This window comes from Streptomyces sp. BI87, from assembly GCF_025957665.1.
Lineage (GTDB): Bacteria > Actinomycetota > Actinomycetes > Streptomycetales > Streptomycetaceae > Streptomyces > Streptomyces albidoflavus.
On sequence record NZ_CP110079.1, the window covers coordinates 3358221 to 3371362 of the forward strand.

Annotated in this window: 11 protein-coding genes; 1 reads left to right on the forward strand and 10 read right to left on the reverse strand. The window is 74.9% G+C overall.

Annotated features, from left to right (window positions below; genetic code table 11):
- Window positions 1-284 precede the first annotated feature (284 nt).
- Entirely contained in the window at window positions 285-1934 is a 1650-nt protein-coding gene (locus tag OIM89_RS14770; RefSeq protein ID WP_030696964.1) for a protein kinase domain-containing protein, read from the forward strand.
- Window positions 1935-2016: 82 nt separating this feature from the next.
- Here OIM89_RS14770 and OIM89_RS14775 read toward each other — a convergent pair whose 3' ends face one another.
- From OIM89_RS14775 to pdhA, 10 genes are all read right to left on the reverse strand, one after another.
- Window positions 2017-2565: a bacterial proteasome activator family protein gene (locus OIM89_RS14775; protein WP_030696963.1), complete on the reverse strand. Its 549-nt coding sequence runs from the start codon at window positions 2563-2565 to the stop codon at window positions 2017-2019.
- Window positions 2566-2584: 19 nt separating this feature from the next.
- Window positions 2585-3412, reverse strand: a complete 828-nt coding sequence (locus OIM89_RS14780) for a hypothetical protein (RefSeq protein WP_229360217.1) — start codon at window positions 3410-3412, stop codon at window positions 2585-2587.
- 229 nt (window positions 3413-3641) lie between these two features.
- A complete protein-coding gene (locus tag OIM89_RS14785) occupies window positions 3642-4028 on the reverse strand; it encodes a hypothetical protein (protein ID WP_047466288.1) in 387 nt (128 codons plus the stop codon).
- A 182-nt stretch (window positions 4029-4210) separates the two neighbouring features.
- The gene (locus OIM89_RS14790; protein WP_030696960.1) at window positions 4211-5194 is read right to left on the reverse strand and encodes an NAD(P)H-quinone oxidoreductase; all 984 of its coding nucleotides are present in this window, start codon (window positions 5192-5194) and stop codon (window positions 4211-4213) included.
- 146 nt (window positions 5195-5340) lie between these two features.
- Window positions 5341-6447: a potassium channel family protein gene (locus OIM89_RS14795; protein WP_030696959.1), complete on the reverse strand. Its 1107-nt coding sequence runs from the start codon at window positions 6445-6447 to the stop codon at window positions 5341-5343.
- Entirely contained in the window at window positions 6444-8198 is a 1755-nt protein-coding gene (locus OIM89_RS14800) for a molybdopterin-binding protein (protein WP_264491339.1), read from the reverse strand. Before OIM89_RS14800 ends, OIM89_RS14795 begins: the two co-directional genes overlap by 4 nt.
- Window positions 8195-9112: an NTP transferase domain-containing protein gene (locus OIM89_RS14805; protein WP_264491340.1), complete on the reverse strand. Its 918-nt coding sequence runs from the start codon at window positions 9110-9112 to the stop codon at window positions 8195-8197. Before OIM89_RS14805 ends, OIM89_RS14800 begins: the two co-directional genes overlap by 4 nt.
- Before the next feature lie 236 nt (window positions 9113-9348).
- A complete protein-coding gene (locus tag OIM89_RS14810; protein ID WP_264491341.1) occupies window positions 9349-10794 on the reverse strand; it encodes a dihydrolipoamide acetyltransferase family protein in 1446 nt (481 codons plus the stop codon).
- On the reverse strand, window positions 10794-11843 hold the full coding sequence (locus OIM89_RS14815) for an alpha-ketoacid dehydrogenase subunit beta (RefSeq protein WP_175458350.1): 1050 nt from the start codon (window positions 11841-11843) through the stop codon (window positions 10794-10796). The genes OIM89_RS14810 and OIM89_RS14815 overlap by 1 nt, the downstream gene beginning before the upstream one ends.
- Window positions 11840-13036, reverse strand: coding sequence for a pyruvate dehydrogenase (acetyl-transferring) E1 component subunit alpha (pdhA, locus tag OIM89_RS14820; protein ID WP_030696954.1), 1197 nt, complete (start codon window positions 13034-13036; stop codon window positions 11840-11842). Before pdhA ends, OIM89_RS14815 begins: the two co-directional genes overlap by 4 nt.
- Window positions 13037-13142: the final 106 nt, after the last annotated feature.

Consider the following 13142-nt stretch of genomic DNA (forward strand, 5'->3'; position numbering starts at 1 on the left):
CTACAGCCTCATGAGGGCCCGCCGTTCCGAGATGGACCGGCCATCAAACCCCGAAAACCCCCTACGGGGCAAATCCCCCACCCCTGGGCACGGTCCTTCCCGCGCGGTCCGCGCCCGCTCACGAGGGGCGTGCGCGACCCCTGGCCTCCAGGTGCGGGCCCTGTTGTCGTACGGTCACGGAACGGCCACCCGGCTTGACGTGTCCGTGGCCTGCGGCAGACTTGGCCAGAATGTAGGGATCACGTACCGGCGGGCACTCACCGTGCCGATGGGGGACGCACGACATGAGCCAGGACGGCGCGCAGGGCCGCTACGCGGGGCGGGCGGTGGCCGGCGGGCGCTACCAGCTCCGGGATCTGCTGGGCGAGGGCGGCATGGCCTCCGTGCACCTGGCCTACGACACGGTCCTCGACCGGCAGGTGGCGATCAAGACCCTCCACACGGAGCTGGGCCGCGAGGCCGCCTTCCGCGAGCGGTTCCGCCGCGAGGCGCAGTCCGTGGCGAAGCTCACCCACACCAACATCGTCTCCGTCTTCGACACCGGCGAGGACGACCTCGACGGCACGGCCACGCCGTACATCGTCATGGAGTACGTCGAGGGGCGGCCGCTCGGCTCGGTCCTCGACGAGGCGGTCTCCCGGCAGGGCGCGATGCCCGCCGACCAGGCGCTGAAGATCACCGCGGACGTGCTGGCGGCGCTGGAGATCAGCCACGAGATGGGGCTGGTCCACCGCGACATCAAGCCGGGCAACGTCATGATGACCAAGCGCGGCGTCGTGAAGGTCATGGACTTCGGCATCGCCCGCGCCATGCAGTCCGGCGTCACCTCCATGACGCAGACCGGCATGGTCGTCGGCACCCCGCAGTACCTCTCCCCCGAACAGGCCCTCGGCCGCGGTGTGGACGCCCGCTCCGACCTGTACTCGGTCGGCATCATGCTCTTCCAGCTGGTGACGGGCAGGCTCCCGTTCGAGGCGGACTCGCCGCTGGCCATCGCCTACGCGCACGTCCAGGAGGAGCCGGTCCCGCCGTCCTCGGTCAACCGCGCGCTGCCCCCCGCGGTCGACGCGCTGGTGGCCCGCGCGCTGAAGAAGAACCCGAACGAGCGGTTCCCCACCGCCGAGGCGATGCGCGACGAGTGCCTGCGGATCGCCCAGTCGCTCCAGCCGGCCGCCCCGAGCATCGTCCCCGGCCAGCAGGGGCAGAGCGGCGCGGGCGTCGGCTCGGCCGTCTTCCCGCCGGTCGGCCAGCAGCCGCCCAGCACGGGCCCGGTCCAGACCCCGTACCAGCCCGGCCCCTACGGCGCGCAGACCCCGCCCCCGGCCCAGCACCACCCGGCCCCCACCCCGGCGCCGGGCTACGGCTACCCGCAGCAGTCCGGCTACGCCACCCCGCAGCCCTACGGCCACCAGCAGGCCCCGGCGACCCCGCCGCCGTACGCGACCGTCCAGCAGAGCGGCACCAGCGGCGGTGGCGGCAAGCGGCAGATGCCGCTGATCGTCGGGTCGATCGTGGTGGCGCTGCTGGCGATAGGCGGACTGGTCACCGCGCTCGCCCTCCAGAAGGAGGACGACCCGCAGGCGGGCGGTTCCGGCGACCCGGGCTCCTCGCAGGGCGAGGGGAAGGACGGCGAGAAGCCCGGCTTCCGCGGCCCGGACCTGACCAAGACGATGGAGACCGAGGAGTGCACCGACCCGGACGAGTCGTACAACGACCCGGAGAAGATCCGCGTCCCCGACTTCACCTTCACCAACATCACCTTCGTGAAGAAGTGCCTCCAGGCCGCGAAGTGGAAGTACGACACGACCTCGGTCGACGAGAACGCCTACGGCAAGGACACCGTCATGCGGCAGTCGCCGAAGGCCGGCACCGAGGTCGACCCGGACGACATGCCGTCCATCCAGCTCGACGTCTCCAGCGGCAACCCGAGCTGACCCTCCCCTGAACAGTCCGAAGGGCCGGGAGCGCTGACGCGCCTCCCGGCCCTTTCGCTGTGCTGCCTCGGGTGGGCGGGGCCTACAGGTACGGGCCTCCGGTGCGGCCGGCGGCCTGGGAGACGCCGTCGGCCTCCTCGGGGGCGACGCCGGGCGGCAGGGCGCGGCGCATCTGCTCCAGCTGGGCGCGGGCCGCCATCTGCTGGGCGAAGAGGGTGGTCTGGATGCCGTGGAAGAGGCCCTCCAGCCAGCCCACCAGCTGCGCCTGGGCGATGCGCAGCTCGGCGTCGCTCGGGGTGGCCTCGTCGGTGAAGGGCAGCGAGAGCCGCTCCAGCTCCTCGACGAGCTCCGGGGCGAGGCCGTCCTCCAGCTCCTTGACGGAGCTGGAGTGGATGTCCTTGAGACGGTTCCGGCTCGCCTCGTCGAGAGGAGCCGCGCGCACTTCCTCCAGCAGTTGCTTGATCATGCTGCCGATGCGCATGACCTTCGCGGGCTGCTCGACCATCTCGGTCACCGGTACTTCGGGGGATTCGTCGTCGCCGCCGCCCAGCGCCATCCCGTCCTGGCCCACGATCAGGACCTGCGGGTTCTCCGTCGAGCGTGACGACCGTTCGTTCCTGGGCATCTCCATGGGAGCCATTCTGTCGCACTCAGATCCGACGCACGCGCAGGGCGAGGAAGACCAGGCCGAGGCCGAGACCGACCATGATCAGACCGCCTCCCAGGGGCAGGACGTGCAGCGACCGCCCCGAGCTCCGGGCCAGCTCCTGCTGCCCGGTGCCCTGTCCGGCCTCCCCCGCCTCGGTCTCGTCGTCCGCCACGGCGTCCTCCTCGGCGGGGCCCGGCACGGCCGCCTCCTCGCGCGGGGCGGGCGGGGAGTCGGGCGCGGCCCGGTAGGCGGTCTCCGCGTGCGCCGCCGGGAGGGAGCGCGCGGGGTCCCGGTGGTGTTCCGGGGAGCGCGAGGCGGTCGAGGGCGGCGCCGACGGCGAGGTGCTCGGCGCGGGCTGCCGCGAGGCCGTCTCCGGGTGCGGAGCCGGGGGAGGAGGCCCGGTGGGGGCCGCCGGGGCGGCGGGCCGGAGCGGGGGAAGGGCCCCGGACGCCGGAGTACGTTCCGGCGGCGGCGAGCCGGTGGGAGGCGCCGGCGGGTCGGGCATGCCGTGAACCTGGTGGTCCTGCTCTCCGCCGGAGTGCGGCCCGGGGTCGTGGCGCCGGCCGCCGGGCTGCGCGGGCGCCGGGGTCCGGGCAGTGGTCTCTCCGGAGCCGTGGTGGTCCCGGGGAGCGGCGGCATCCGTACGGTCCGGCCGCTCGCCTCCGGTGCCGTACGCGTCGCCCAGCGCGGCCGAGCCGGGGTCCGGGCGGGAGGGTGGCGCGGCGAGCGCGGGGGACGCCGGGACGGCGAGCAGGGCGGTGGCGGTGAGCAGGAGTGCGGGGAGTGCGGTACGCCGTGCGGGCATGCGCAGGTTCACGCCGGTGATCACGTCATTGCCCCCTGTCGGAGCCGGGTCGCTGGGCCGTCCGGGAAGACGACCGCGCTCACGGGCCCGAGCCGTTGTGCCCCGGCCCCCCATGGATCGATCGACCTCACCAGCGTCACACGGCCCCCGCGCCCCGGCATCTCGGTTACCCAGCGCTCCCCAGCCGAAGCCCCGCGTACGAGTGAGCGGGGCCCGGCTTGTGCGGGAGGTGCCCGAGCCGGGCGGGGCCGGGTCAGCCCGTGGCCCGCTCCAGGTCGACAGTGAGGCGGCGGGCCCGGTCCATGGCCCAGCCGGCGGCGAAGAGGCCGGAACCGGCGGCGAAGGCCGGGACGGAGACGACCAGGAGCGTCACCGGGGTCGCCCAGTCGCGGGCGGCGGCGCAGTCGCGCTCGTGCCGCTCCTCGTCGCTCGTCGCCGTACCGGCGCTGTACGGGTCCGGGCGGTCCGCGATGGCGGGCGGCGCGCAGGTCTCGGAGGTCCCGTCGGCCCCGTGGGGCACGAAGACCTGCCAGGCGGCCCAACCCCAGGCCAGGAAGGCGACCACCAGCAGGAACCACCCCCAGCCGACCAGCCGGTTCGACTGCGCGTGAAAGTCCCGTTCGACGGCTGCTGGATGCATCTCGGCTGTCCCCCGTGTCCGGCCGGCCCCTCGGAGCCCCCGCGGGGGCCGGGAACCGCCGGTACGGTTCCCCGCGACCGTCCGTGGACGATAGCGGTCGCGGGGAACAGCCGTACGGGCGGGACCGGCTGACCGCACGTCACGCACGGCCAGGCTCCGCCCGGCCGGTCAGGGCGTGCGGCTCACTCGTCGGTGACGAGGAGGACCTTGCCGATGTGGCTGCTCTCCTCCAGGACCCGGTGCCCGGTCGCGGCGTCGCGCATCGGCACTTCGCGGTCGACGATCGGCCGCACCCGCCCGCTGTCGATCAGCGGCCAGACGTGCTCGCGGACGGCGGCCACGATGGCGGCCTTCTCGGAGGCGGGGCGCCCCCGCAGCGAGGTCGCGGTGACGGCGCCACGCTTGCGCAGCAGAGTGGCGATGTCCAGTTCGGCCTTGGTGCCGCCCTGCATCCCGATGATGGCGAGCCGGCCGTTGGTCGCCAGCGCCTTCACGTTCCGGTCCAGGTACTTGGCGCCCATGATGTCGAGGATGACGTCGGCCCCCGCCCCGGCGGTGACCTCTCGGATCTCCTCCACGAAGTCCTGCTCGCGGTAGTTGATGAGGAAGTCCGCGCCCAGCTCGCCGCAGTACCGGAGCTTCTCCGGGCTCCCCGCGGTGACCGCGACCCGGGCGCCGACCGCCTTGGCCAGCTGGATCGCCATGGTCCCGATGCCGCTCGCCCCGCCGTGCACCAGCAGCGTCTCGCCCGGGCGGAGCTGGGAGACCATGAAGACGTTGGACCAGACCGTGCAGACCACCTCGGGCAGGGCCGCCGCCGTCTTCAGGTCGACACCGGCCGGCACCGGCAGCAGCTGCCCCGTCGGCACGGCGACCTTCTCGGCGTACCCGCCGCCCGACAGCAGGGCGCAGACCTCGTCCCCCACGGCCCAACCCGAGACCCCGGGGCCGAGCGCGGCGATCCGGCCGGAGCACTCCAGGCCCGGGTACGGGGAGGAGCCGGGCGGCGGGTCGTAGAAGCCCTGCCGCTGGAGCAGGTCGGCTCGGTTGACGGCGCCCGCGACGACCTCGACGAGCACTTCGCCCTCGCCGGGCGCCGGGTCGGGGACAGGGGCCCAGACCAGGGCCTCGGGTCCACCGGGTTCGGGAATCGTGATCGCATGCATAGCCGCGAGGCTACGCCAGGACCTGGTGGATGTTTCACGTGAAACATCCGTCTGCGGAGGCTAGCTCCCCGCTTGCGATGTTTCACGTGAAACATCATGGCTTCGGAGCCATTTCGCCTCATGTTTCACGTGAAACATCCTCCGGCTCAGGTCAGCGGGCGCTTCGGGCCGGCCGCCGTGGGCCGGACCGGGGCGGTGCCGGGCTTGTTGTGGATGATCGTGATCACCCGGTCGGTCAGCTGGAGCGTGCCGATGGCCGGATCGTCGTAGCCGAGGAGCCGGTGACCGCGCAGGACGCTGACCACCAGGTCGCCGGTCTCCCGGGGCGTCTTGCCCACCTCGGCCTTTATCACCGGCCGTTCGACCAGATCGAGGCCGCTGCCCTGCTGGATCAGGTCCTCCATCACCGTGCCGGCGCTGGGGCTGAGGACGGAGAGGCCCAGCAGCCGTCCGGCCGCGCTGGCGCTGGTGATGACGGCGTCGGCGCCGGACTGGCGGAGCAGCGGCGCGTTCTCCTCCTCGCGGACGGCGGCGACGATGTTGGCGCCCCGGTTGAGCTGGCGGCCGGTCAGGGCGACGAGGACGGCGGTGTCGTCGCGCTGGGTGGCGATGATGATCCGGCGCGCCTTCTGCACCTCGGCCCGGAGCAGGACATCGCTGCGGGTGGCGTCGCCGACGACCCCGACGAACCCCTCGGCGGCGGCCGCGTCGATCACCTTCTCGTTGGGGTCGACGATGACGATCTGATCCTTGGAGAGGCCGGAGGCGATCACGGTCTGGATCGCCGAGCGGCCCTTGGTGCCGAAGCCGACGACGACGGTGTGCTCGCGCAAGGAGGACCTCCAGCGGTTCAGCCGCCACTCCTCGCGAGTCCGCTCGGTGAGGACCTCCAGCGTGGTGCCGACCAGGATGATCAGGAAGGCGACCCGCAGCGGGGTGACGGCGAGGATGTTGATGAGCCGTGCGCTGTCGCTGACCGGCACGATGTCGCCGTAACCGGTGGTGGAGAGCGTGACGGTGGCGTAGTAGAAGGCGTCGAGGAAGTCCACGGAGCCGTCGGAGTTGTCCCCGTAGCCGTCGCGGTCCAGATAGACGATGAAGACGGTGATGAGCAGGACGACGAGCGCCATCGACAGGCGCTTGGCCACCTGGAGGAGCGGGCGTTCGACGACGCGGTGCGGGAGCTTCACGCGGTGCGTGACGAGGTGTTCGTCCGCGTCCCGCGCCATGGCGTCCTGGCCGGGCAGTTTCACGTGAAACCGCCGCCCCCGCCCGCCCACGGCAGAGCCAGCAGCTCCACCGGGTGCCCGGCCTCTGCCCCACCGGGGACCACCACGGCCAGCGCGTCGGCGGTGGCCACGCCACGCAGCATCGCCGGGCCGCCGAAACTCAGCGGCCGCGCCCGCCCCGCGTCCACCCGCACCGGAACCAGCCGGGTGTGGGACGGATGCCCCTGAACGGGCGCGTCCAGAACGGCGGTCGGGGCGGCGGCGTCGGGCCCTGGCGGAGCGGGGGCCGCGAGCGGATCGGAGGAGAGCTGCACCCGGCGAGTCTCGTACACGTCCGGGACGGCTCCGCTGCCGGGGGTACGTCCGGCGTCCCTCCCCTGCCGCAGCGGCGCCCCGGCGAGACCGCGCAACAGCGGTACGACGAGGGTGAGGAGGCCGCAGACGGCGGCGAGCGGATTGCCCGGCAGGCCGACCAGGTGCTGGCCAGGCGCGGTACGCGCCAGCAGCATCGGGTGGCCGGGCCGCACCGCGACCCCGTCGACCAGCAGGTCGGCGCCGAGCCGCTCCAGCGTCGGGTGGACGAAGTCGACCGGCCCGGATGCCGTGCCGCCCGTGGTGACGACGAGGTCCGCCTCCGAGGCGGCTACCGCCCCGGCCAGCGCGTCGGGCCGGTCACCGAGCCGCTCCACGGCCCGGACCTCCGCCCCGGCCTCGCGCAGCCAGTGCGGCAGCATCGGGCCGAGGGCGTCGCGGATCAGGCCGTCCCGGGGCAGGCCCCGGGTGAGCAGTTCGTCGCCGAGGACGAAGAGGTCGACGGTGGGACGGGCGTGGACCGCCAGGGTGTCGTACCCGGCGGCGGCCGCCAGCCCGAGGACCGCCGGGGTCACCGCGCTCCCGGCGGGCAGCAGGGTGTCCCCGGTCCGGCACTCCTGGGCACGCGGCCGGATGTCCTGGCCGTGGACGACCTCGCGCTGCGGGTGGAGCCCGCCGTGGGCGTCGAGGCTCCCGTGCTCGCTGCGGAGGACGGCGGTCACGTCCCTCGGGACCCGAGCGCCGGTCGCGATCGGCACCGCCTCCCCGTCGGCCAGCGCCTCGCCGGACTGTCCGGCCAGGACACCGTCGGGCCGCACCCGCCACGGGCCCGGCCCGGCCACCGCCCAGCCGTCCATCGCCGAGGTGTCGAACGGCGGCAGATCGGTGAGGGCGGCCAGCGGGCGGGCCAGGACCAGCCCCAGCGCTTCGGCCAACGGCAGCTCCAGCGGGGGCCGCACCGCCGAGGTCCGCTCCCGGACCGCCTGCCCCGCCCGCCCGGCCACCCGTACCGCCTCGGCCCAGCCGGTGACGGCGGAGCCGTGGCGCCGCGCGCCGCACTGCCCGAGGGGCGCCGCAGCGGCGGAAGCCCGCCCGGGCGCCTCGCCGTCCGGGGCCTCGTGCGCGGGGGGCGCACCGCCGCTCCGCGCGGGAGGCGGCGCCGCCGGGCCGGGCGGCTCGGGGCCGTACTCCGCGGGCCACGGCGTGCCGGCCGGGGGCTGGTCGGCGGCGAGCGCCGCTTCCGGCTCGCCGGGCCGGCCGACGGCGCCGGCCGGTTCCTCGGCGGGCGGCCGGGCCGCCACCCGGTCGTCCCCAGCCGCCTGCCGCGCGTCACCGGTCCGGCCGTCGGCCTCCTGGTCGTACGGGGCGGCCGGTTCGTCGCGGGTGCGGCGCGCGGAGGCGCTGTTGACCAGGGCCAGGACGGAGTCGAAGCCGTCCGGGTCGGGGGCCGGGGAGCCGCTCACCCGGTGCCTGCCCCGGGCTCGGGCGGTACCTCGGATGCCCAGCGCTCGGCGAGGGCCGCGGCCTTCCGGGCCGCCTCCGCCACCGCTTCGGGCCCGCCGCCCGCACGGCCCGCCGCGTATCCCACCAGGAAGGTGGTGAGCGGGGCCGCGGGGCGCTCGACGCCGTGGGCGGCGTCCCGGGCGAGGTCGAGAAGGACACGGATGTCGACGTCCAGGTCGATACCGAGTTCTTCCTTGGCTGCCAAGATCCATTCGTTCAACACGTGTCCATGCTCCCTGATCCGCGCGCGGGCCGCCGCGAGGTCCCCCCAGGTGTCGCAGTCGAAGGAGACCGGAGCGCCGCGCTCCTCGGCCAGGTGGTCCAGTGTCAGGCGCGAGGTCAGCCGCCGCAGCGGAAGCCCCGTCAGCTCGCCCTCCTCGGCACGGATCTCCGCCAGCGCCCGCACCAGGGGCGCCCTGCGGTACGCGCCGACCAGCGGCTGGTCCCGGCCCTCCGCGTCCCGGGCCAGGACGGCGTCCGCGCCGCCCTCCGCGAGCCGGGCGAGCAGCCCGCGTACCGCCGCCTCGTCCAGGAACGGCAGATCGGCCGAGACCACGACCACGGCAGGCGCCCCCTCGGCACCGCCCGCCGCGCGCACCCCGGCCGCCAGCGCCGCGAGCGGCCCCCCGCCCGCAGGCTCCTCCCGCGCCCACACCACCTCGCGCGCCACCTCCCTCGGCGCCGCCACCACCACCGTCGTCCGCGCCTGGCCGCACGCCGCCAGCACCCGGTCGATCAGTGCCCGCCCCCCGACCCGCAACCCCGGCTTGTCCACACCCCCCAGCCGCCGCGCCCCGCCCCCCGCGAGCACAACGGCATCGAACACCCCGGCACCCCGCCCGGCCACCCCAGAACCACCAGACCCGAAACTCATGGGCCCGAGTATGCGCGGCCACGCACCTCGTCCGACCCCCGGCTACCGCCGACCGGGCGTACCCCCTCGGCGCCGGCCAACTCGGCTTGGCCCATTTCCGGCCCGGCCGGCGCTGGAGGCCACATCTCAAGCCCGGCCGGCGCTGGAGGCCATCCTTGGCCGGCACGGCCGGACGACGCCCAGCCAGACCAGCCCCGGCCGGCGCTTGAGGCCCCGAATCCGGCCGGCGCTTGAGGCTAGACCCCCCGCAGCAGCACCGCCGGCTGCTCCACACAGTCGGCCACGTACCGGAGGAACCCCCCGGCGACCCCGCCGTCGCAGACGCGGTGGTCGAAGGTGAGCGAGAGCTGCGTGACCTGGCGGACGGCCAGCTCCCCCTCGTGCACCCACGGCTTGGGAACGATGCGCCCCACACCGAGCATCGCGGCCTCGGGGTGGTTGATGATCGGCGTCGAACCGTCGACCCCGAAGACGCCGTAGTTGTTGAGGGTGAAGGTGGAACCGGTCAGCTCCCCGGGCGTCAGCGACCCGTCCCGCGCCGCCCCGGTGAGGCGGCCCAGTTCCTCGCTGAGCGACTCCGCACTCCGACCGTGGGCGTCGCGGACCACGGGCACGACCAGCCCCCGGTCGGTCTGCGCCGCGAAGCCGATGTGGACCCGCTCCAGCCGGACGATCTCCCGGGCCTCGGTGTCGACCCGGGCGTTCAGCTCCGGGTACCGGGCCAGCGCGGCGGTGCAGATCCGGGCCAGCAGCGCCAGCAGCGAGATCTTGGGGGCGTCCGGGCCCCCGGCCGCGTTCATCGCCCGCCGGGCGGCGAGCAGTCCGGTGGCGTCGACGTCCACCCAGCAGGTCGCCTCGGGGATCTCCCGCCGGCTCCGGCTCATCTTGTCGGCGACGACCCCGCGCAGCCCGCGCAGCGGAATCCGCACCTCCCCGGCGTCGGCGGCCGGGGCCGGAGCAGCGGCGGCATCCGGCTCGGCAGGCGCGGCGGGGGCGGCGGCCGCCCCGATCGCCCGCTCGACGTCGGCCCGGAGGATCAGCCCGTCGGGGCCGGACCCGGTCAGCGTCCGCAGCTCGACCCCGTTCTGCCGGGCCAGCCGCCGTACCAGCGGGGAGATGACCGGCACCGGACCCGGCGCGGGCTCGGCCGCCTCCGCTTCCGCCTCCGCCCGTACGGGCACCTCGGGCGTGACCGCGTGGCGGCCGTAACCGGAGGCCACGCCGTTGACCGGAGTGGCAGCGGCGGAGACAGGCGTGGGCCGGACGCGGCGGCGCCGGGCGGGTGGTGCGCCCGTGCCGTAGCCGACCAGGACGGCCCCGGAGGTCTCCCCCGCGCCGCCGTCCCCGGCCGCGCCCGCACCGTCGGCCTCCGCCACGACACCGTCCGCGCCACCGGAACAGGGGCCTTCGGCCCCACCGGCCGGGGCGGAGGCGTCGGCGCCGACCGCGACCGTCAGCAGCGGCGCCCCGACGGCCAGTTCCTCGCCCTCGGCGCCGTACCGCGCGGTGACCACACCGCCGTACGGGCACGGCACCTCGACCATCGCCTTGGCCGTCTCGACCTCGACCACCGGCTGGTCGACGGCGACGACCTCGCCGACCTCCACCAGCCAGCGCACGACCTCCGCATCGGTCAGCCCCTCACCGAGGTCGGGCAGCGTGAACTCCTTGACCTCGGCCATCAGCTCCGCGCCTCCCACTGCAACCGCTCGACCGCGTCGAGAACCCGGTCGACGCCGGGCAGATGGTGCCGCTCCAGCATCGGCGGCGGGTAAGGAATGTCGAATCCGGTGACGCGCAGCACGGGCGCCTCCAGGTGGTGGAAGCAGCGCTCGGTGACCCGGGCGGCGATCTCCGCGCCGGGCCCGCCGAAGCCGGTGGCCTCGTGGACCACCACGGCCCGCCCGGTCCTGCGCACCGAGGCGCAGACCGTCTCGTCGTCGAAGGGGACCAGCGACCGCAGGTCGACCACCTCCAGCTGCCGCCCCTCGGCCCGCGCCGCCTCGGCCGCCTCCAGGCAGACCGGGAGCGAGGGACCGTAGGTCAGCAGCGTCGCGTCGCTGCCGGCGCGGCGGACCACGGCCCGCCCGATCGGCTCGACCTCGGCCGGCGCCTCCGGCGACCAGTCGGACTTCGACCAGTACAGCCGCTTGGGCTCCATGAAGACGACCGGGTCGTCCGAGGCGATGGCGGCGCGCAGCAGCCCGTACGCGTCCTCGACGGTCGCCGGGGTGACCACGTGCAGGCCGGGCGTGGCCACGTAGTACGCCTCGGAGGAGTCGCTGTGGTGCTCGACGCCGCCGATGCCGCCGCCGTAGGGAACGCGGATGGTGATGGGGAGGGGCAGGGCGCCCCGGGTGCGGTTGCGCATCTTCGCGACGTGCGAGGCGAGTTGCTCGAACGACGGATAGGCGAAGGCGTCGAACTGCATCTCCACCACCGGGCGCAGGCCGTACATGGCCATGCCGACGGCGGTGCCGAGGATGCCGGCCTCGGCGAGCGGGGTGTCCGTACAGCGGTCGTCGCCGAACTCGGCGGCCAGGCCGTCGGTGATGCGGAAGACACCGCCGAGCGTGCCGACGTCCTCGCCCAGCACGTGGACGGAGGGGTCCTCGGCCATGGCGTCGCGCAGGGCGCGGCCGATGGCCTGGCCCATGGTGGCGGGCTTGGCGGCCTTGGCGCGGCGGGCCGGGCGGGCCGTGCCGGTGGTCTCGGGGGCGGAGGCGGTCATCGGAGGTCCTCCCCGTGGCTGGCGGCTTCGGCGTCGAGTTCGGCGCGCAGTTGCGCGGCCTGCTCCCGCAGCTGCGGGGTGGGCTCGGCGTAGACGTGGTCGAAGAGGTCGGCGGGGGTCAGCTCGGCGTCGGCGTTCATCCGCTCGCGCAGCGAGGCGGCGAACCGTTCGGCGTCCTCACGGACCGCCGCGAACCCGTCCTCGTCGGCGAGGCCCCGGGCCCGCAACGCGCCCTCCATCAGCACGACCGGGTCGTGGGCGCGCCACGCCTCGACCTCCTCGGCGCCCCGGTAGCGGGTGGCGTCGTCGGCGTTGGTGTGGGCGTCGATGCGGTACGTGATCGCCTCGACCAGGGTGGGGCCGCCGCCGGCGCGGGCCCGGGCCACCGCCTCGGCGAGGACGGTGTGGACGGCGAGGGCGTCGTTGCCGTCGACCAGGCGGCCCGGCATCCCGTACCCGACGGCCTTGTGGGCGAGGGAGGGCGCGGCCGTCTGCTTGTCGAGCGGCACCGAGATGGCGAAGCCGTTGTTCTGCACCAGGAAGACGACGGGCGCCTGCCAGACGGCGGCGAAGTTGAGCGCCTCGTGGAAGTCGCCCTCGCTGGTCCCGCCGTCGCCGACCATGGCGAGCGCCACCACGTCGTCGCCCTTGAGCCGCGCCGCGTGGGCGAGGCCGACCGCGTGCGGCAGCTGGGTGGCGAGCGGTGTGGAGAGCGGCGCGATCCGCACGGCACGCGGGTCGTACCCGGTGTGCCAGTCGCCGCGCAGCAGGGTGAGCGCCTCCATCGGGTCCAGGCCCCGGGCGACGGCGGCGAGGGTGTCGCGGTAGCTGGGGAAGAGCCAGTCGCGCTCCTCCAGCACCAGCGCGGCGGCGACCTCGCACGCCTCCTGGCCGGTGGAGGAGGGGTAGACGGCGAGGCGGCCCTGCTTGGTGAGGGCGGTGGCCTGCGTGTTGTAGCGGCGGCCGAGGACCAGCTCGCGGTGGAGGCGCTTCAGCAGGGCCGGATCGGCCTCCTGGGCCGCCTCGGTCCCGAGCATGCGGAACGGGGACTCGTCGGGCAGCAGCGGCCCCGGGTCCACCCGCGGGCGCCAGGCGGGCGGCGTGACGGTGTGCTCCGCCGCCTCGGGTACGTCCTCGGGGCCGGTGGGCCGGCGCCGGTCGACGACCGGCGTACTCTGCCGCTTCTTCGACACGTCGCCTCCTCCTTGTCACGAACGGTCACACAGGGACGGAGCGTCCGCACGGCGTGCTGTGACGCGCCTCACCTACCGATTGTTCGGTCGCCGAGGCATTTTGGCT